Below are 20372 nucleotides of genomic sequence, written 5' to 3'. Positions count from 1 at the left end.
GTCCCTGCGCGTTTTTTAGTCACTCACAACATCCCAACTCGTACCAAGTGTGGATCCGATGACACCACCGATTCCGGCAGAACCCCACAGTGCAGTGGTGTTCCTCTGACCCAAGTTTACGAAAGTTCCCTGGAACGTTCGCGGTTGCTGGTACGGGAGCCGTCGCAGTACATCGAAATTGGTCTGTGTCACCGACCCGGGCAGGCGTATGAGCGGCATGACCCCGCCTGCGCCCGCAGCCACCGCCAGGTCACCCCAGGAGGTGTCTTCGCCGGCAACAAGATTCGTTGCGGCCACGCCACTGACATTGGCGGCCGCACTGACCCCGGACGACGAGAGGGTGGAAAACAGCGACGAAGTTGGTTTTCCCAGACGCTCGGCTATCGAACCTCCCGCAGGTCCGGCGAGGCCCCCGGCGGCACCGCCAACGAAGCCGCCCACGAACGCCCCAGCCAATCCTCGGCCGGTCATCTCCTCGCCCTTGATCGCCTGCGCTACACCGTAGCCGCCCGAACTGGCCACCGCGCCAACGCCGCCGTTTACACCCATATTCACCGCTAAAGACTTGACCACGTTCGCGGTGGGAGCGACCCGCATGGAGGCCTGTGTTGCCATGCCACCGACCCTCGTAGCCTTCAGCAGCATCGGAGCGGCCCCACCAACCCCGCCGAGGACCGTTGAGGCAGCAGCTTGCGCCCAGTTCACGTCCCCGGTCGTGGCCTTCTGGATTATGACGTCGGCACCACCGGCCATCAACGCCATGCCGACCGGCCCGCCGACGCCGGTGAACATCAACGCACCGCCGGCGACCACCATTGCGCCACCGACGACGTATTCCCAGTTCTCTACAAACCAGTCGCCCGCCGCAGCCATGGCGCCGTTGTTGCCGTCGCGGTACGCCTGCAGTTCGTCCTCGGTGACCGGACGCAGACCCAAGGGATCGATCGCGTGCAGCGGATCGTTGCCGGCATAGGAATACGGGTTTCCGGACCAACCGGAACCCACCACCGGATCCAGCGGATCAACCGACAGGAACCCGCGCGTCATCGGGTCATATGCCCGGGCGCCGAACCAATCCATCCCGCCCACCTGCAACCCGCCGGACGCACCCACGCCCAGCCCGGCAGGAAGGCCCGGGAGCGCGTCCGATGCCATGCCCCACGGGCTGCCCGCCTCCGTCGGATGCGCACTGCGCCACCCGGCGGAGAGCACCGTACCCCCAATCGCCGTCACGCCGCCGGGCAGGGCCACCACCGACTGGTCACCGACGGACATCACCCGGGGGGCAACCTCCGCAGAATCCCACCACACCTCGGCGCCGTCTACGTCCGCCAACTCGCCGAGCGCGTCCACCCACAACTCGCTGCGGGAGGATGCCCCGGATGAACCCTCCGTTGCCACGGCGGACAGCCAACCGCGCGGGGACCATTCAAAGGACCGCACCGAGCCATCTGGCTCCACGGTCTCGGTCCGGCGACCCAGCCCGTCGTAGGCATACGTGCTGGTCCCGGCCGCGTCGGTGCGGGAACGCAACTGGCCCGCGGCGTCGTAGGCAAGCTCCGCGGCAAGCCCTTCAACCGCTTCGTCCACCAAGCGGCCGGACAGGTCATAGCGCCACCTGGACACCACGCCGTCTTCGCGCTCCGAACGCTCCAGCTGGCACGCGGCGTCATAGAAGAAGCGGGTTTCGATGCCGTCGGCAAGGATGGTGGCGATGCGCCCGTTCCCGTCCCGGCGAACCACCGTCTCATCAACGCCGTCAAGGGTGGTCGTCGAGTGGCGCACCAGCGCGCCCTCGGCATAGTCCCATTTCTGCACCGCATGGCTGGCGACCGCACCGACCAGGCGTCCGGCGGCATCGCGCTCGTAGGAAATCCGTCCGAGGACCGGGTGCTCGACAACAACCACGCGCCCGGCGGCGTCATGCCCGAACTCCGTGCGCGTCCCCTGCGGGTCCACCATTGCGGTGCGGTTTCCGTCCGCGTCGTATTCCCATGACGGGCCGCGCCCGTCACGCAGCCGCTCGATGAGCTGTCCGCGGCGGTTGAAGCGCAACAGCTGCTCGACCTCGACACCGTCTTCCCGGGTGAGGTCGGCGATCCGCACGGTGCGGGAGCGTGCATCGCGGCCGATCTGCATCAGCGTCTGCCCGTCTACGCCCAGGGATACCTGGCGCCCCGCCGCGTCATAGGTCCACTCGGTGCGCCGGCCCTCCGGGTCGCACTGCCACAGCTGGCGCCCCGCCGCGTCAAAGCCCGCGGTGATCGTCCGGCCCAGCGGATCCGTTTCCGAGACGACCTGGTCGGATTCGTTGTAGGCCCGGCGCGTGGTGGCACCCAGCGGGTCGGTGACCGTGGTCAGGCGTCCGCGCGAATCGTATTCGTAGCGGGTCTTGCCGCCCAGACCGTTGACGGCCTCGATGAGTTGCCCCGCCGCGTCGTAGCGGAACCTGCGCCGCCCGAATGACGAGTCGAAGGCACGGACCAGGCGCCCGGCCAGGTCGTACTCGAAGCGCGAGGTGCCGCGCCCCGGGGTGTAGCGGGAGACAACGCGGCCGACGGCGTCGTATGCCAGGCGCTCCGTCTCCCCTCCCGGGAAGACGCGGGCGACGACGCGGGACTCGGCGTCGTATTCCAGGGTGGTGCGCGCACCGGTCGGGTCGATGCTCGCGGCCGGGCGGCCGGCGGCGTCGAACTCGAACCGGGTGACGGCCCCGCCCGGTGAGCGGTGTTCGATGACCCGGCCGGCGGCGTCGCGGCGCAGCAGGGTGAGCCCGCCGTCGGCGTTCACCAGCTCCACGGGGCGCCCGCACGCGTCGTAGGTGGTCAGCTCTGTGCTGCCGTCGGCACGCTCGGAGGCCACGGGGCGGCCAAACTCGTCGCAGCGCACGCTACTGCGCTCGAACGCGTCCCGGACCGTGACGGTTCCCGTGGCCGCGTCGGCCGAAATCTGCTGGCGCACGCCCGTGGGGTCCACCACCGCGGTGAGTTCGCCGTTTTTGTTGTACTCGCGCGACCAGGCGTGCCCCGCGGGGTCGGTGACCTGCGTCAGCCGGGCCAGCGCATCGTGGACGAAGCTCCACCGGGCGCCGTCGGGAAGCTCGAGGCCGGACACGTTGCCCAGGTCGTCGAAGCTGCGCGTGACGGCCCGTCCCAGCGGGTCGACGGTGCCGGTGAGCTGGCCGTGGGAACCGTAGTGCATCTCGGTGCGGGACCCGAGCGGGTCGATGACCACGGCCAGGGCTCCGCCCGGGGCGTACTCGAACTTCCACAGGGCGCCGTCGGCATCCCGGCGGGAGCGCAGCTGCCCGTTTGCGTCATACAGGTAGGTGGTCCGGGCACCGCCGGGGGACACCGCCTCGGTGACCCTGCCCGCTGCATCGCGGTGCAGCGTCGCGGTGTTCCCGAAGGCATTGGTGATGGTCGCCAGGTCGCCGTGTGCGTCGTGGCCGAAGCGCACGGCCACGCCGACCGGGTCGACGATCTTCTCCAGCAGGCCCTCACGCCAGTGCAGCTGCGTGCGGCCGCCCTCAGGGTCGATGACCAGGGAGGGGTTGCGGGAGGAGTCGTCGGCATATTCGTAGGTCACCAGGGCGCCGGACTCGGTCACCACGGTCACCGGCCGGTCGGCGTGGTCATAGCCGTAGGTGATGTCGGCACCGCTCGGGGTGCGGGTGCGGACCTTCCGGCCACGCTGGTCGTAGGCGTGCACCGTGAGGGCACCGTCGCGCTCGGTGACGGAGACCAGGTTGCCGTAGCGGTCATAGCTCATGGACTGGCGCGCGTCGTTGGCGTCAATGACGCCCACCAGGCGGCCCCGGGCATCGGCGATCCAGGCGTTGGAACGGGTCCCGTCCGCATCGGACACCACCGTCAGGCGGCCCGGCAGGTAGGCGAACCGGGTCACGCGGCCGAAGGCCGAGACCTGGGTGAGCACCCGTCCGTGCTCGTCATAGGTGTTGACTGCCTCTTCGACGCCGGCGGCGTCGGTGACGGCCTCGATCAGGCCCGCGTCGTTCCAGCGGTAGCTGCGCACCCCGCCCGGCCCGGCGGCGGAGAGCAGCTGCCCGTTCTCGTCGTACTCGAACTCCACGCGGCGCCCGTCCGAGGCCATAAGCACGGCGATCCGCTCGCCCGCGAATTCGGTGCGCACCCAGCGACCGCGTTCGTGCCTTAGTTCGGCGATGCGGCCCTCGTCATCCCGGCTCACCAGCAGCGCGGTCCCGGGGCCGGTGTCCGAAGACAGCCAGGTACCGGCCGCGGTGAACACCCAGCGGGCTCCGGCGTTGTCGCGCACCACGAGAACCTCGGCGGAATCCGCCGCGTATTTGTCGAGCTCCTCGTCATTCAGGGTTTCGCGATTAAGCCAGGAGCTTTCCCCGTCGGCCCGGTCCCAACCCTCGCCGAGGCGGGGGAACCACAGGTGGCGTCCATCGGCCAGCACCATCCAGGCGCCCTCGTCCTCCAGCTCGAGGCGGGTGTCAAACACCGAGGCCCAGCCTGTCCCGAAGGAACCGACCCGCTCGTCCAGGCAGTTGTATGTGCGAGCGGCCGACAGTGACGACGCCGCACCCGCGAATCCGAGGTCCACCTCGGTTTCCAGGAAGTTGCCGGTGGAGGTGTTGACCGGGTCGTTGGAGTAGCCGGTCGTCGGAGGGGCGCCGAGGGCAAAAGCAGCATCGATGGCGATGTCCTGGCGGGTCGCGCCGACCCCTTGGGCGGCGAGGGCGGCCAACAGCGCCGAGTCGGCGATCCGCGAGACGTTACCTTCGCCGCCGGCGGCGGCGAAGGCGTTGGCAATCGTCAGGGCCCACGCCACGTCCTGGTCGTTGGCCTCGAGCCACTTGTCGAAGCCGTTGACGACACCGCTGGCGTTCAGCGAGCCATGGCTGCAGCGGGCGGCAAAGTCCGCGAGGTGGCTGCGCAATGATGCAGGCTTGCCGGCAAGTTCACTATTGAGGTTCGCCGATCCCGTGGCGAAGGAACGCAAGTCGCTGGGGCGTGCAGCGGAGACGCCGGCATTGGAACCGCCGCCCGGGGCGGGCGTTTGCCTCACGCCGGTCACGGGGGTCGAGGCCTGGATGCTCACTTCCTGTGCCGGCGGCCCGACTGGAGGGTCCTCCTCACCGAAGACCATGTCCCATCCCTTGAGGAGGATGTTGTCTTGGCGTTCTTCGCGGCGCTGTTTCCATTCGCGGGCCAGCCGGCGGCGTTCGTTTTCCTTGCGGGCTTCTTCCTTCAGCGAATTGGCGCCGGTGGCTGCCTCGCGCAAACGTGCCGCGAGCTCGTTCGCGTCCGCGGACGCGACGCGTGCATTGTCTGCAAAGAGCTTTGAGAAATGCCCCTGGAACTCGGCTCCGGCCGTCGCCACCAGGGAGGACCGGGAACCTGACTGTCCCTCAATCTTGGATGCGGCGAGGTTGAACGCCGAAATCAATGCGTCTGCCGTCCCGTTGTCAAACACAACGTCATGTTCAAAGACACCCAGATCGGCCACGCAGAAACTCCCTCATCAGACCAATGGGGCCCGGAGGTCCCGAAAAACGATCCGAGGCACCGTCGAAACCTCGGTAAAGGATGGAAAACGCCCCCGCCGCCACGGCGGCACCACGGCCGGCGGCAACGGGGGCGAACCGAATACCTGCTAGTTGCCGCCGCCTGCGGTGAAGATGTTCGTCGAGATCTGGTTCAGCTGGCCACGCAGCTGCTCCAGCTCGGTGCGGGCCTTGTCCAGAGCGGCCTTCGTCTCGGGCCACGTTGAACCGCGGAACTGGGAAGCCAGGGGGCCATCCCACACGTTCGGGTCCGACAGGACCCGTCCCTGGGCGTCCAACTGGCTGATCTGGTCGGTGAAGCCACCGTTGATGATCGCCTGAATCTGCTGAATGGCAGTCTTTGCCTGCTCCGTTGATAGGACACGCGACATGAAATCCTCCAAGAATCTTGGTGATGTCCCCGCGCAAATGCGCTACTAGGAGACTCGAACGAGAATAACTCTAACAAGATGACATGCCGCGTTCCAAGTAATGAGCCCATAAATTTCTCGTGTTCGCTAGAAATTTGACTTCCGGCCAGCGGCACGGGATGCGGCTGCTCAACGGGGACATCAGGCACGGCCTTAAGCACTCGGTAAAAGATGCTTACAAATGGCAGTCATCATTGAACGCGGGGTAGCCGATGGCCCATATGGCCACCCGACGCCTCGTTTCGAATCAACGCCTACCCGCGAGCGCGGCCAGTGTCAGTGGCAGCCATAAGATTCGAGAGCCACTGGACACCGGATTGCCGCGGGCACTCACCGCCGCGAATGGGCTGCGCAGGGCCTCCTGGCAATCGGGAAGTCGGCCCGATCTATGCTGTTCAGACCTGATTTAAACTCGCCGCTTGAACCGGCAGGGCGGCTGATCGCATGAGGCCAGCCAAGGATTCTGCACGGATACACCGAAAAGATGCTCAATCCATGGAAAGTCCAACAACATGAGTTAGACGGCTCCAAGGAAGCCGAAGCGGGTCCCCAAAGGGCGCTCTCCGCGGCGCGTTTGGAGGCCACGCCCAGTTAACGACATGTCGGCGATCGGGTTTCGCCACGGCGCAGGTTTATCGATTCGGACGGTGTACCGCCTATTATTCAATAGGAATTTGAATCACGAAGGGGAGCAAGTGGCCAGCACACGACCACGTAAGACGAACGCCGCACGAACACCGAGCTCGAAGCTGGTCCGAACTGCAGGCGCGATCCTGACGGTGGCCGCCGTGGCATTCACGGCCTCGTGCACCAACGCACCCAACGTCGTCGGCACGCCGTCGCGCGTGCTGCAGTCGGTGAACGTGGCCCTTGCCTCCAACGGATCGATCTCGGCGGTCAACGGGACAGCCATCTCCGTGGACGACACCACGGGAGAATCCTCGAGCGCCGATACCGCCTATGTTCCGGGCGAGGTCGCCAACGACCTTCCCGTCCGGGTGAGCGCGCAGTACCGCACCGCGGAGAAGACGGGCACCAACCTGGAGGAGCTGGCCGGCTACACCGGCCGGGTCGAGATCGGTTTGACCGTGGAAAACCTGACGGTGGCCCCGCGCGACGTGACCTTCGATGTGGCAGGCCAGTCACGCACCGAACCGGTACTCGTGGGTGCTCCGATGACGATCGCCGCCTCGACGGTGCTCTCCGGCGTCTCCCCCGGCAACATCGTGGGCGAATCCGGGCCCGGCTCCGCCGGGACCAACGGCATCATCAGCGCCTCTCCCGAAGGCGAGGCCGTCATCCAGTGGGCAACTCTCCTCGCCCCTCCGGCCACGGGTGCCAGCACCACCATGCGCCTGGTCGCCGACGTCACCGAATTCGCCGCTCCGAGCATCGATCTGGCCGTCCAACCGGGCATGTCCACCGACCTCTCGGTCGATGGAGTGCTGGCCTCCGCGTTCGACACCAGCCCCACCTCCGAGCTCGCCCTGCAACGGCGCACCATCGACCTCATCGCCGAAGTCAACGACGTGCTAAGCCGCGCGGGTTCCACCATCACCGACGTGCGCGGCAACCTCGAGAGCACCTCGAAGACCCTGGGCGTCAGTACCGCCGCCCACCTGAAGGAGAGCAGCGACTCGCTGGCCGGAACCCTTAGCGGCCTGAAGGACCAGCTCGGCTCGCTCAAGACCGACCTGGATTCCACCGTCACCGGGGCCGAGACCACGACGCTCGCGCAGCTCTCCCAGACCGTCAACACCGTCGACGCCATGCTGGGCGACACCTCGGTCGGCGTGCCGAAGGCGACGATCAAGGGCAACGGCTGCGCCGCAATCGTTGCACCCGCTGGCGAAACCGCGACCGTCTACTCCAGCCTCGTGCTGATGTCCGCCCAGCTGGACGGCTACGCCCGCTCGACCGCAGGCTGCCGCGACGAAGTTGCCACCGCGCTGCAGAAGACCGTTGGCCCCTCTGAGCCCAACGCCGAGAACTGCACCGTGGCATCCCTGACCTGCGCGTTCCACGCGTCCTCGATCACCGTGACCGGTGCCCTGCTGAAGCTTGTGGACCAGGGCGACAAGCTGGTCGCAACGCTTCAGCCCGAGGTCATCACCGGCGCGCGGGCACAGCACCGGCTCCTTTCCGACGGAATCGACGAGCTTGCCCTAAAAGTCGACGCTTTGGACGAGGCGGCGGCCACTGGCGATGCCAACAAGGAACAAGAAGCCAAGGCTACCAAGGTTGCATTCCAGGAACTTAGGGACACAGTCAAGAACGTTGAATTTCCAGTTGATGAACTGAAAACGGCAATCGACAACCTGGTCACGGACGAGCGGGCTAAAAACGAGAAGATCAATACGATCGCTACAGAAACGATCAAGCTCGTCGAGGACCAGAACTTTCCGTTGAATCTGAAAAATCCATGGGTCTACGAGCCAATTGAACACACGAACACGCTCGACTCAATGACCAAGCAAAATGACAACCTTGCAGCCGAAATGTGCGACCTGATACCCGCGGATGCCGACGCTGAGAGCTCGCCATCCGAAGCGGACATCGACAAGGCTCCCTCGCGTGAGGACATCGAGGAGCTTCGGTCATACCTGACCTCGATTCCGTGCCGCGGCACGGACCCCGAAACTTTTGAGGACCTCGCGAAGGACCCTGAGCCACTACACGAACGGATGCAAAACTTAGCCGATGACCTAGACGATCAGGCTACTGAGCAAACCGAAGCGTGGACAAAATGGGCCGATAATGAGACCGCGACATGGGACGCCCGTACCGAGCGTCATGCAGCGACGCAAGTCGCGGCGTGGGAAAAAGTTGCAAAGCTGGCCACCGAACCAGTCTCGGACGGCCCCGTGTACGATGCGATCGACAAATCCAATTCGAGCCTGACAGAGAGCCTTGAAGCCGTCAGCACCAAGGTTGAAGAACTAGACGGCACGTTGAAAGTCGGCGGCAGCCTCCGAGACGAAATCGAAGTACTTCGCAGGACCGTGGATGATGCCAAAGCAAGCCGGGACTCCATGGGTGAGGCGCTCCTGACCCTGCAGAAGCAGCAGGACACACTCGAATCAGGCATCACGCAGGCCTTCGAGAACACCCAGATGGCGATGACCGAAGAGGTCACCGCGCTGATCAACAGCCAGATTCGCGTCGTCTCCGCCCAGGGCGCGGAGGGCAGCGATGCAGTCGTGAAGGCATTCGACCGCTCGGTCGCCGGTTTGTCCTCGACGGCCGCCGACGTGGAAGCCAACGCCAAGACCACGGTTGACAAGCAGCACGACGAACTTGCCAAGCAGGATGCCGGCTTGACCGAGGCAGTCAGCAAGCAGACCGCCGCCTCGCTCGAGGGCATCGCGCAGAGCACCGGAGCCTCGACGCGGGATGTCGAGGGCGCCTCGAAGCTTCTGGCTGCCGGACTTTCCAAGGTCATGCTCGACCTAGGCGACCGCAAGGTCAACGGGTCCGGCCTGCTCGGATCGATGGCCACCAGCGCTGCAAAGGCCGACACGGCCGACTACCAGCTGGCGCTGGCCACCAAGAACGCCCAGGGCTACGCGAACGTGCGGGCCGAGGACGTTGCAGGGATCCTGCTGCGCCAGGCGCAGTTCAAGGCCTCCCTCGAGGCGGTGTCGGCACTGCCGACCTTCCACCTTGAGGTGCCGGCGGGCACCGCGACCCAGACGCTGTACTCCTTCCGTCTGGGAAGTGCCAAATGAGTTCCCTCGCCACCCGCCGAAACCTCATTTCGGCAGGCGTGGTGGTCGTGGCAGTCGCCGCGATCATTGCGCTGTCGGTCTTCCTGTTCCGCCCGGCCGATGCGGCCAAGGGCGATCCGGTGGAGGCGGGCGTCCCGGTGGCGCTCTCCGCCGCCAACGTCCCGGCCGACACCAGGCTCGGCGTCGTGGTGACGCTCGGGTCCGGTTCCGGCGCCGCGTGGAAGGATGCGGCGCAGGGCGCTGCCGTTGCCGCACACCGCTTCACCCTTTCGGGAACGCCCATCGCGCTATCCACCGCAGATGACCGCGGAACCGCCGAGGGCGCCCGCAAGGCCGTGGAAAAGCTGGTTTCCGAGGGCGTTGCCGGAATCATCGTGGCCACCGACGGCGAGCAGGTGGACGGAGCACTCGAGGCCGCCGCCGACGCAGGGGTCCCGGTGATCCTGCCCTACTACGACGGCAAGATCGAGGCCGAGGGCGCGGCCTGGCGCACCGCACCGACCGGGGCACAGGTGTCCAAGGCGCTGGCAGCCGCCCTGGCGGGCGCAAAGCGCCCGCTGCTCATCGATGCCGGGGGCGGCGCCCCGGACTCCGTGGACGTCGACTCGAGCATCTCCTTCGCTCCGGGTGCCGATCCGGAAGAGCTCGCGGCCGATGTCGCCCGCCGCACCGGCGTGGCGGAACCGGCGAAGGCCGACGGCACGCCCGGCCGCACCCCGGTGGCGGACCCCGCCGATGCCATCCTGCTCTCCGGCAACCCGACCCAGCAGGCAACCGTGGTGCACGCGCTGCAATCCGCCAAGGTCACGGTCCCCCTGGTGCTGACGCCCGGGGCCACCAGCCCCGCGTTCGCCTCCGGGCTCGCACAGGCCGGCGGCACCGTCTCGGGCCGGCTCTCCACCGTCGGCGCCAACGCGGGCGACGCCGCGGCCCTGCGCCCGGATGACTCCGGCCGCGCCATGTCCGGATTCCTGGCCGGCCTGCGCGTCCTGGCGCAGGACAAGGAAGCCAAGAACCTCACCGGCGACATGGCCTTCAGCGAGGTCGCGAATGCCGCCGACTCGCGCAGCCACGACGCCGTGGTGGCCCTGGTGCGCGCGGTGTCAACCGCCGGGAGCAACGACCCGGCCAAGGTGGCCAAGGCACTGGGTACGCTGAAGCCGGGCCCTGCCGACGGCATCGCCGGTCCCGCACTTGACTTCACCCGACCCGACGCCATGGACGGGGACCCGGTGGTGCTGCACTTCTCGGCGCAGGACCTGGGACTGCGCCCCACGGCCACCGGCGACGGCGCGACCGCCTCCTGGTTCGCCCGCCCCTCCGCCGACTGACCCCCACTGCCCGACGACGAAAGGAGCGCGCGGTGCGCGTGCTGATCCGGCTGGATGGCCAGCGACTTGACCGGGAGCTGGGCAGCTTCGCTCCCGGCACGACGCTCGCGCAACTCGTCGCCGCCGCCGGCGGCAGCGTCCCGGCACCGGGCTCCACGCTGTACGTGGACGCCGCCGCGGTGCCCGCCGACACCCCGCTGGAGGAGTTGCTGCTGCTGGAGGGCAGCACCATTTCCCTGGCTCCCCTCCCGCGCCCGGAACCGGTGCGCGGCTGGAGCGCCACGCTCTCCGGCGGGCTGGAGGCCGGGGACCTCGTTCCGCTGCCGGCGCACCGGCCGCTGCTCATCGGCCGCTCCCCGCAGGCGGACCTGGTGCTGGGAACCGAAAGCGCCTCCTGGAACCATGCAAGCCTCGAGCTCGAGGACGGCGGCGTGCGCGTCAGGGACGCGGGATCGACCAACGGCACGCTGCTCGCCGGGGAGCCTGTCGACGCCGACGGCGTGCTTCTCACCTCCCCGGCCACCCTGATCATGGGCGGGACGACGGTGCTGCTGCGCCCGGAGATCACGGAGAACCGCGCCCCGGAACCCGGCTCCCTGCACAACCTCACCCCCGCCGCCACCGCGCCCTTCAACCGGCCCCCGCGCCCGGGAAACCCGCCGGAACCCGACCCCTTGTCCCCGCCGGTGCGCAAGGACGTCCCGCCGGCCTCCAAGTTCAGCTACATCACGGTGCTGGCCCCGCTGCTGCTGGCCGGGGCCATGGTGATGATGCTCGGCGATGCCCGCTTTGCGATGTTCGCCGCACTGAGCCCGGTCATGGCCGTGGGCATGTGGTTCGAGCAGAAGCACCGCCGCGCCAAGAACCTCAAGGAAGAGGACGAGCGGTTCACCGCCGCCCTGGCCGACTTCTCCGCCGAGATCGCCGAGGCCGCAGCCGCCCAGGCCACGCGCCGCCACGCCGAAATCCCCGACCCCGCCACCGCCATGCGCATCGCCGCGCTGCCCACGACCGGGCTGTGGCAGCGCAGGGCCGGTTCCAAGGGTTTCCTGGCGCTGAATGCAGGGATTGGCGACGTGCCCTGGGCGCCGGGGCTCGATGACCGCTCCGCCCCGGTGCCCGACCCCCTGGTGCGCGAGGCACTGGCTGCCAGCCGGATCCCCGCGGCCCCCTTGCTGGTGGACCTCACCGACGCCGGCGTCGTCGGCATCGTCGGGGACCGCGCCGGGGCCCTGGCCCTGGCCCGCTCCCTGCTCGTCCAGGCCGCCGTGCATGCCGGGCCCGCCGACCTGTCCGTCGCGGTGTTCTGCGACCGCGGGCGCCACGAGGAATGGGCCTGGGCCTCCTGGCTGCCGCACACCCGCCGGCTCGGCACCGGCACCTCCGAACGCTGGCTCTCGGACGACCGCCGGCGCAGCGCCGCCCTGCTCCGCGCCCTGCGCGAGGGCATCGACGATTCGGCCGGCGGCACCACGCTGCTGGTGCTGGACTCCGAGGTGCTCACCGAGGGCCGCGACGCCCCGGCGCGCGAGCTGTTGGGCCACGGCCGCTCGGTCCCCGGGCTGGGCGGGCGCGGCCCCGGGCAGGGACCGCGGGTCTCGGGCATCGTGATTGCCGCCTCCGAGCAGCAGCTGCCCGCCGCCTGCACCACCGTCATCACCGTGGGGGCGGACGCCGCGGCGTCGGTGCACGACCTCGGCGCACTCACTGACGTGGGCGACGTGGTGCTGGCGGGCATCGGCATCGAGGCCGCCGAGCGCTGCGCCATGGACCTGGCGCGCTTCGACGACCCGGAGCTGGTGGTGCCCGGCGCGGCGCTGCCCTCCCTGGTCCGGCTGCCCGAGCTGCCTTCCATGCCCTCCCCCGATGCCGCGTCGATCCGCGCGGCGTGGGCCAAGGCCAAGGGGTTCTCCGCCCCGATCGGCACCTCCGAGTCCGGGCCGATGTCCCTTGACCTGGTCAAGGACGGGCCGCACGGGCTGGTCGGCGGCACCACCGGTTCGGGCAAGAGCGAGTTCCTGCGCTCGCTTGTCGCCGGGCTCGCTGCCCGCAACGACGCCACCAGGCTGAACTTCATCCTCATCGACTTCAAGGGCGGCGCCGCGTTCGCCGCCTGCGAGGCGCTGCCGCACACCATCGGCACCATCTCCAACCTCGACGAGCAGCTGGCGGACCGCGCGCTGCGCTCCCTCGAGGCGGAAATGGCCCGCCGCCAACGGATCTTCGCCGCCGCCGGGGAGGACATCGACAACCTCGACGCCTACCTGGCCACCAACCCGGAAGAGCCCATGCCGCGGCTGCTCCTGGTGGTCGACGAGTTCGCGATGCTCGCCAAGGACTTCCCCGAGGTGCTCTCCTCGCTGGTCTCCGTCGCGGCCGTGGGGCGAACCCTGGGCGTGCACATGATCCTGGCGACCCAGCGCCCCGCCGGCGTGGTCAACGACGACATCCTGGCCAACACCAACCTGCGGGTGGCCCTGCGCGTCCAAAGCCGCGAGGATTCCTCCAACGTCATCGGCGTGCCGGCGGCCGCCGGCATCACCCGGGCGCAGACCGGGCGGGCCTACATCAAGCTGGGGCAGGACGAGATCACCCCGGTGCAGACCGCGCTGGTCACCGGGCGCGCCTCCCGCGCCTCCGCCACCGAGCTGGTGGTCGAGGAGACCGGGCACTTCGGGCTCCCGCGCCCGCCCCGGGCCCCCGCCCCGGGCGCCGAGTCGGACGCCAGCGACCTCGACGAGCTCATCGAGGCCATCACCGAAGCCCACCAGGCCGCGGGCTTCGGGGTGCCGCGGCCGGTCTGGCCCGTCGCGCTGGGCGAGCGCGTCAGGCTCGCCGGCTTCGACGCCCCGGACCCCGCCGGCGGACCCGCCCACCGCGCCTCGGAGGTGCCGCTCGTGGGGGCGGTGAACGGGCACCGCATCGAGGTGGCGCTGAGGGACGAGCCGGAGGCCCAGCGCCAGACCCCGGGCGGCTGGGATCTGGCCAAGGGCAACCTGCTGCTGCTGGGCATCGCCGGATCGGGCACCAGCACCACGCTGGCCTCCCTGGCCCTGGCCGCCGCGGCCGCCAAGGACCCGCGGGAACTTGACCTGCTGGTGCTTGACACCGGTTCGCGCGCCCTGGCCCCGCTGGCCGCGCTGCCGCACACGAGCGCCTACGTGGGCACCGGGCCGGGCGCCCGGGAGCAGCAGGCCCGCTTCCTGCGCCACCTGCGCACCGAGCTGGCGCGCCGGCGCGCGGATCCGGGGGCCCGCAAGGAGACGCTGGTGCTCATCGACGGGCTTGCCACGCTGCGCGACGAGTTCCAGGACTACGACGGCCAGGGGCTGCTGGACGCCCTGAACCGCGCCTACGCCGACGGGCCGGCCCTGGGCCTGTACTTTGCCGTGTCCACTACCCGCGCCAAGGCGGTGCCCTCGGCCATCGACGAGGTCACCATCCAGAAGTGGCTCTACCGGCTCGCGGACCCCTACGACTACTCGGCCCTGGGCGTGCGCGGGTCCAACATCCCCGCCGCGGTCCCCGGCCGCTGCGTGGACGCCGGCTCGCTGCGCCAGATGCACGTGGCCACGCCCGGCACCGACCTTCCCACCGCGGTGGCCACCGTGGCCGCGCGCTGGCCCGGTGCCGAACCGAAGCCCGCTGCCATCGGCCGGCTGCCCGAGGAGCTCACCGTCGGGCAGCTCGGCGTGCCGGCGCAGCTTGACGGCGAGCCGTGGCGCTTCCCGGTCGGGTTGCGCGAGGAGGACCTGGCCCCGGGTGTGCTGGAGGTCTACGAGGGCGAGCACGTGCTGGTCTCCGGGCCCGCGCGCTCGGGCAAGTCGACGCTGCTGCTGGCGCTGGCCGAGTCGATCCGCGGCTCGGCCGCCGCCAGCGGGCAACCTGTTGCTGTCTGGGGCGCCTGCGACAGGCGCTCCCCGCTGGCGAACGCCGACCTGGACAAGGTGGCGGTGGGCGCGGAGGACCTGCCGGCGCTGCTCGCCTCGATCCGGCTCGAGCGCGGGCCGGTGGTGCTGCTGGTCGACGACGCGGAGCGCTTCGAGGACTCCGACCAGGCCCTGGCCAACCTGCTGGCCTCCTCGGCTCAGGTCTGCGTGATCGCCGCGGGCCGCTCGGCGGACCTGCGGGGTCTCTACGCGCACTGGACCAAGACGCTGCGCAAGTCGCGCTGCGGCGTGCTGCTGGTTCCCGACGTCGACTACGACGGCGAGCTGCTGGGCGTGACCCTGCCGCGCCGCGCACCGGTGGCGGTGACCCCGGGCCGCGGCTACCTCTGCGTCGGCGGGGTGCCGACCTTCATCCAGGCCATGGGCCCGGGCGCCGCGGCCGGCGCCTGAACCGCCGCCGCCCGGCGACGGGCGGCTACTCGCGGGTGGTGATGCCGAAGGGGTCGCTGGCCAGGTCGGTGAAGTTGCCGACCCCTGCCCGCAGGATGCAGCTCGGGGAGACCGACAGGGCGGTGACCACCAGCCCGTCGGCGGAGACCGCCAGGGAACCTGAGCAGCCGTCGGAGAACCGCACGCCCTTCTCGCCCCCGGCCACCGCGGCGAGCATCGCCGAGGCCTTGCCCGTGGACGGGGAGGTGTACAGCGGGTTCAGCACGTCCGGCCCGCCCGGCCACACCGGCACCAGCGTCACCGGCAGGGCCGTCTGGCTGACCGTGCGCGCCGGGGTGACGACCTGGATGTCCCGCAGGCGCTGCACCGGGTACGCGGAGCCGCCGGCTGCGGGGTCGGCCACCGCGGCGGTGGTTGCCGCGGCCGCGCCCTGCAGCCACTGCTCCAGGGCGTCCTCGCCCACCAGCTCCACCGGGATCTTCGCGCTGGCCTCCACGCTGCCCTTGGCCGGGACGGTGATCCCGCCAAGGCTCCAGCCGCATGCCGCGGAAATGCCCGTCAGGCTCGGCTGGTTGCGTGTTGCCGCGACCTTCTCCCAGGTCGCCGGCGGGCAGGAGGCCGCTGCGGAAGCGCCGGGGAGCACCTCGAGGAACGGCCCGGCCAGCGGCGCCTTCTGCGCCGCATAGGTGATGGTCAGCCGCACTTCCTTGGCCTGCGCGTCGTATTGGGCGCTGCGGGCGATGGACAGGCCGCTGGGCAGCGGGGCGTCCTGCTGGCTTGCGGTGGAATCGGCGGCCGGCGCCGCGGCCGGGGCGTCGGGCTTTGCCAGCGCCATGGCCCCGAAGACAATCGCAACCGCCGCCACGAGCCCGCCGGCGATCAACGCGATGGCCTTGCCGGTCAGCCAGGTCGGCCGCCAGCCGGCGCGCACCGGCTCCGGTGCCGGCCGGGACCGGGGGCGCAGCTCGGGCCGCGGCATAGAGCGCACCACCGTGTGCTGGGCGGCCTCTCCCAGGTCGGGAAGGGCGGAGGCCGGGAACCCGGAGTCCGGTGCCGGTGCGGGCCCGGCATCCGGCGTCGTTCCCACGCCGCGCAGCACCGTCGCCGGACGCTCGAGGGGCGCAAACGCCTCCGGTTCGGCGGCAACCGGCAGGGCCGGCAGGTCGGCGTACCGGGCAGCCAGGCGGCGCAGCCGCGCCGCGGCCTCGGGGGCGCCGGGCCGTTGCCGCGGGTCCTTGCCCAGCAGCGCTTCGACCGCCTCCCACACCTCGTCGGGCACCTCCAGCCGCGGCGGAATGGTGGTCACGTGGCGGTAGGCGAGGGTGAAATCGGTGCCGGTCCCGGCGAACGGGGTCCGCCCGGAGAGCAGCTCGTAGAGCATGATGCCGGTGGCGTAGAGGTCGGCGGCGGGCCCCACCTCGCCGGTGCTGAGCAGTTCGGGCGGCATGTAGGCGGGGGTGCCGACCATGCCGGTGGTGTGCCGGGCCCGTTCGTGCATGACCGAGGCGATGCCGAAGTCCGAGACGCGCACCGCCCCGGTGAGCCCCGGAGCCCAGGGCTCGGTGAGCAGCACGTTGTCGGGCTTGATGTCCCGGTGCGTGGTGTTGCGGGTGTGCGCGTACGCGATGGCGTCGAGCATCTCGGCGCAGATGGCCAGGGCGTCGGCGGCGGGCAGCGTGCGGCGCTCCTGGAGCAGGTCGCGCAACGACCCGCCCGGCACGAGGTCCATGAGGATCGCGAGCCGTTCGCCCTCGACCACGAGGTCCCTGACCGCGACGATGTTCGGGTGCCGCAACCCCAGCAGCACCGAGCGTTCCTTCACGAAGCGTTCAACGAGGGCGGGGTCGTGCGCGTGTTCCGGGCGCAGCACCTTGGCCGCGAGGTCGGGACCGCCCGAGATCGCGCTGACCCGCCAAACCTCGCCCACCGCACCGGAGCCGAGGGGCTCGACGAAGCGGTAGGAGGCGCCAAGCGCGTCACCGGGCTGCACGTTTGCCATTCTTCTTTGCCTGCTCCTTGGTTAAGCAGCAATTGTTCGTGCCGGACCCGGGGGTCGGCACGAACAATTGCCAGCGGGGCCTAAGGCGGCCCGACGGGATTACTCGGCTTCGAGCGCTGCCGCCGCGAGCGGGTCCGAGTCGTTGAGGAAGCGGCCAATGCGCTCGACTTCCTCGGCCTCGCCGATGGCTGCGGCTGCACGCTGCAGCGCATAGAGCGAACGCAGGAAGCCGCGGTTGGGCTCGTGCGCCCAGGGCACCGGGCCCTGGCCGCGCCAGCCGGCCTTGCGCAGGGCATCGAGTCCGCGGTGGTAGCCGACGCGGGAGTAGGCGTAGGACTCCACGAAACGGCCCTCGGCATGTGCCTCGTTGGCCAGCAGTGCCCAGCCCAGCGAGGATGCCGGGAAGGCCGCGGCGATGTCCACCGCTTCGTCCCCGGCCTCCAGCCGCGACTTGACCTCGGTTTCCTCAGGCAACAGGGTTTCCGGGATGCCGAGCAGGTTTGCTCCAAGATCTGCCATGTTTACTTCAGTGCCTTTCCGGCGGAACCAAGCTGGTTTGCAGCCTCGACGATGCGGGCGGCCATCGAGGCCTCGGCGGCGGCGCCCCAGACACGCGGGTCATAGGTCTTCTTGTTGCCGACCTCGCCGTCGATCTTCAGCACGCCGTCGTAGTTGGAGAGCATGTGGCCTGCAACCGGGCGGGTGAAGGCGTACTGGGTGTCGGTGTCGATGTTCATCTTGATGACGCCGTAGGACACCGCGTCGGCGATCTCCTTGTCGGAGGAACCCGAGCCGCCGTGGAAGACCAGGTCGAACGGGTTGGCCTTGCCGATTTTCTGCCCGACCTGCGCCTGGATGTCCTTGAGGATCTCCGGGCGCAGCTTCACGTTGCCCGGCTTGTACACGCCGTGCACGTTGCCGAAGGTCAGTGCGGTGATGTAACGGCCGTTTTCGCCGGCACCCAGGGCCTCGATGGTGGCCATGGCGTCCTCGACGGTGGAGTACAGCTTGTCGTTGATGGCGTTTTCCACGCCGTCCTCTTCGCCGCCCACGGCGCCGATCTCGACCTCGAGGATCTGCTTGGCCGCGGCGGTGCGCGGCAGCAGCTCGGCGGCGATGCGCAGGTTCTCCTCGAGGGTCTCGGCGGAGCCGTCCCACATGTGCGAGTTGAAGTACGGGTTGCGGCCGGCGGCGACCTCGGCCTCCGAGGCTGCCAGCAGCGGCAGCACGAATTCATCGAGCTTGTCGGCCGGGCAGTGGTCGGTGTGCAGGGCGATGTTCACGCCGTAGCTCTTGGCGACCTCGCGCGCGAAGGCAGCGAAGGCCAGCGAACCGGTCACCATGTTCTTGACAGAGGCACCCGACCAGTAGGCTGCGCCACCGGTGGACACCTGAATGATTCCGTCGGATTCGGCTTCCGCGAAGCCGCGAATGGCGGCGTTCAGGGTTTGCGACGACGTCACGTTGACTGCGGGGAAGGCGTAGCCGCCGGCCTTCGCAGAATCAATCATGGCGTTGTACTGTTCCGGGGTTGCGATGGGCATACTGACTCCTGTGTAGATAAGGAATTGTGGGGAGTAGACCTCGTTGGCTGCCTCCATCCTATCTACATGTGTGCTGGATCGCTTACGGGATGACGCAAGGCCCCGGCCGGGGACATGCCAAGGGCGCCGGTTCGCGGCGCCCTTGGCTTGCCTTCTACTTGTCCGTGTCGCTCGCGCTCCCCACAGCGGCGGCCGCTTGGCCCGTGGTCGGGGCCGCCGGCTTGGCAGCCGGCTCAACGACCTTGGGCTTGGCAACCACGATCTTCTTGACCGGTGCCGGCGCTGCCACCTTCTTGACCGGTGCCGGCGCTGCCACCATCTTGACGGGTGCCGGCGGGGCCTTCACAACCGGGGCCTTGGGCGCCGGCGGCCGAACGGCCTTCGGCTTGGCTACCACCTTGGGTACCGGTGGCGCGAAGACCTTCTTCGGGGCCACCGCCTTGGGCGCCGATGGCGCGATGGCCTTCGGCTTGGCCACGACTTTCTTCGGGGCGAGCGCTTTGGGTGCCGGTACCGCAACGGCCTTCGGCTTGGCCACGGCCTTCTTCGGGGCGAGCGCCTGGGGTGCCGGTACCGCAACGGTCTTCGGCTTGGCCATGGACTCTACTTCAACGACCTTGGGTTGAGCCAGCGGCAACACCTTCGGCAACTGGACCGCCGGCTTCTCTTGCGTTGCCTGCGAATCGCTGTCGGTTTCCCGCGGGATCGAGTCCCCGTTCCCTGTGTCCGCCTGCGGCTCCTGGACAGGAGCATCGTCATCGGCGTCGGGCGGCTCGGGGGCCACTTGCTCAGGCGATTGCGGCTCGTCGTCGGGGGTGGCCGGAGGATTCGCCGGATCCGTTGAAGGTTCCTCGACATCGGGTACCGGCAAAGTCGGGACCTCGATCGGCTCCGGGACCGTGGGCGTCGGCGGCTCGTTGGGTTCCGGACTTGTCGGATTCGGTGACGAGTCCGCCGGTGCCCGCGACGGAGTCTTAGGCACCGGCGGCTTGGTCACCGGCGGCCTGCTCGGTGCCGGGCTCGTCGTGGTCGGCGCGGGCTTGGGCTCAACCTTTGGCGGCGGAGTTGGCTTGGCGGTCGGCTGTTCCTTGACCTGTGGTGCCGGCTTGGCGCTTGGCTGCTCCTTGACCTGTGGTGCCGGCTTTGGCTTCGTTGCCGGCGCTTGCTGTGGATTGGCCTTAGGTTTTGCGCTCGGCACGTGCCTGCTTGGCGCGCCCTTGGAAACGTAGGACCTTGGCGCCGGTACCCAGTGGTCCGGAACGTCCCCCGCGCCGGTCGCATGCCAGTGAGGCGCCTCGCTGTTGCGGATCGGCTCCGCCGCAATCGTGGTGTAGCGCGAGTCGATCTTCGGATTCGGTTGTCCAGCGACCGGCGGCAGGAAGTTTCGCGGGTCGTTCCAGCGGCCGTTGATGATGACCTCGAAGTGCACGTGGCAGCCGGTCGAGTTGCCCGTGGTCCCGCTCAGT

At 69.3% G+C, this 20372-nt stretch carries 9 protein-coding genes; 3 read left to right on the top strand and 6 right to left on the bottom strand.

Going from position 1 to position 20372, the window contains the following annotated elements:
- Window positions 1-15: 15 nt before the first annotated feature.
- Together AC6CHY_RS10135 and AC6CHY_RS10130 are read right to left on the bottom strand one after the other, a co-directional pair.
- Window positions 16-5496, bottom strand: a complete 5481-nt coding sequence (locus AC6CHY_RS10135) for a DUF6531 domain-containing protein (protein ID WP_498226626.1) — start codon at window positions 5494-5496, stop codon at window positions 16-18.
- A gap of 147 nt (window positions 5497-5643) precedes the next feature.
- A complete protein-coding gene (locus tag AC6CHY_RS10130; RefSeq protein ID WP_071214649.1) occupies window positions 5644-5925 on the bottom strand; it encodes a pyrophosphorylase in 282 nt (93 codons plus the stop codon).
- Between the two features lie 734 nt (window positions 5926-6659).
- Here AC6CHY_RS10130 and AC6CHY_RS10125 point away from each other — a divergent pair.
- Genes AC6CHY_RS10125 through AC6CHY_RS10115 form a run of 3 tightly spaced genes read left to right on the top strand, consistent with a single transcriptional unit; the run spans window position 6660 to window position 15363 of the window.
- Window positions 6660-9692 (top strand): hypothetical protein, encoded by a 3033-nt coding sequence (locus AC6CHY_RS10125; RefSeq protein WP_217388882.1) that lies wholly within the window; start codon window positions 6660-6662, stop codon window positions 9690-9692.
- A complete protein-coding gene (locus AC6CHY_RS10120) occupies window positions 9689-11023 on the top strand; it encodes a type 1 periplasmic-binding domain-containing protein (RefSeq protein ID WP_217388883.1) in 1335 nt (444 codons plus the stop codon). The genes AC6CHY_RS10125 and AC6CHY_RS10120 overlap by 4 nt, the downstream gene beginning before the upstream one ends.
- Before the next feature lie 32 nt (window positions 11024-11055).
- Window positions 11056-15363: a type VII secretion EssC family protein gene (locus AC6CHY_RS10115; RefSeq protein WP_498226625.1), complete on the top strand. Its 4308-nt coding sequence runs from the start codon at window positions 11056-11058 to the stop codon at window positions 15361-15363.
- Between the two features lie 25 nt (window positions 15364-15388).
- Here the strand turns inward: AC6CHY_RS10115 and AC6CHY_RS10110 are convergent, their stop codons facing one another.
- The 4 genes from AC6CHY_RS10110 to AC6CHY_RS10095 form a co-directional block, all read right to left on the bottom strand.
- On the bottom strand, window positions 15389-17362 hold the full coding sequence (locus AC6CHY_RS10110) for a serine/threonine-protein kinase (RefSeq protein ID WP_498226624.1): 1974 nt from the start codon (window positions 17360-17362) through the stop codon (window positions 15389-15391).
- Between the two features lie 99 nt (window positions 17363-17461).
- The gene (locus AC6CHY_RS10105) at window positions 17462-17881 is read right to left on the bottom strand and encodes a DUF3151 domain-containing protein (protein ID WP_217388886.1); all 420 of its coding nucleotides are present in this window, start codon (window positions 17879-17881) and stop codon (window positions 17462-17464) included.
- 2 nt (window positions 17882-17883) lie between these two features.
- Window positions 17884-18906: a class II fructose-bisphosphate aldolase gene (fbaA, locus tag AC6CHY_RS10100; protein ID WP_217388887.1), complete on the bottom strand. Its 1023-nt coding sequence runs from the start codon at window positions 18904-18906 to the stop codon at window positions 17884-17886.
- A gap of 154 nt (window positions 18907-19060) precedes the next feature.
- Window positions 19061-20372, bottom strand: a 1312-nt coding sequence (locus AC6CHY_RS10095) for a M23 family metallopeptidase (RefSeq protein ID WP_498226623.1), incomplete at its 5' end; no start/stop codon positions are given.

It is taken from the genome of Paeniglutamicibacter sp. GQ140, assembly GCF_059759235.1.
Note: the sequence above shows the minus strand (reverse complement) of the source record. Positions and strands in the feature narration are given on the sequence as shown.

Bases quoted from the DNA above. Each gene is read 5' to 3' on its own strand.
- AC6CHY_RS10110 (WP_498226624.1), bottom strand. From the start codon at position 17,362: ATGGCAAACGTGCAGCCCGGTGACGCGCTTGGCGCCTCCTACCGCTTC.
- fbaA (WP_217388887.1), bottom strand. From the start codon at position 18,906: ATGCCCATCGCAACCCCGGAACAGTACAACGCCATGATTGATTCTGCG.
- AC6CHY_RS10105 (WP_217388886.1), bottom strand. From the start codon at position 17,881: ATGGCAGATCTTGGAGCAAACCTGCTCGGCATCCCGGAAACCCTGTTG.
- AC6CHY_RS10120 (WP_217388883.1), top strand. From the start codon at position 9,689: ATGAGTTCCCTCGCCACCCGCCGAAACCTCATTTCGGCAGGCGTGGTG.
- AC6CHY_RS10130 (WP_071214649.1), bottom strand. From the start codon at position 5,925: ATGTCGCGTGTCCTATCAACGGAGCAGGCAAAGACTGCCATTCAGCAG.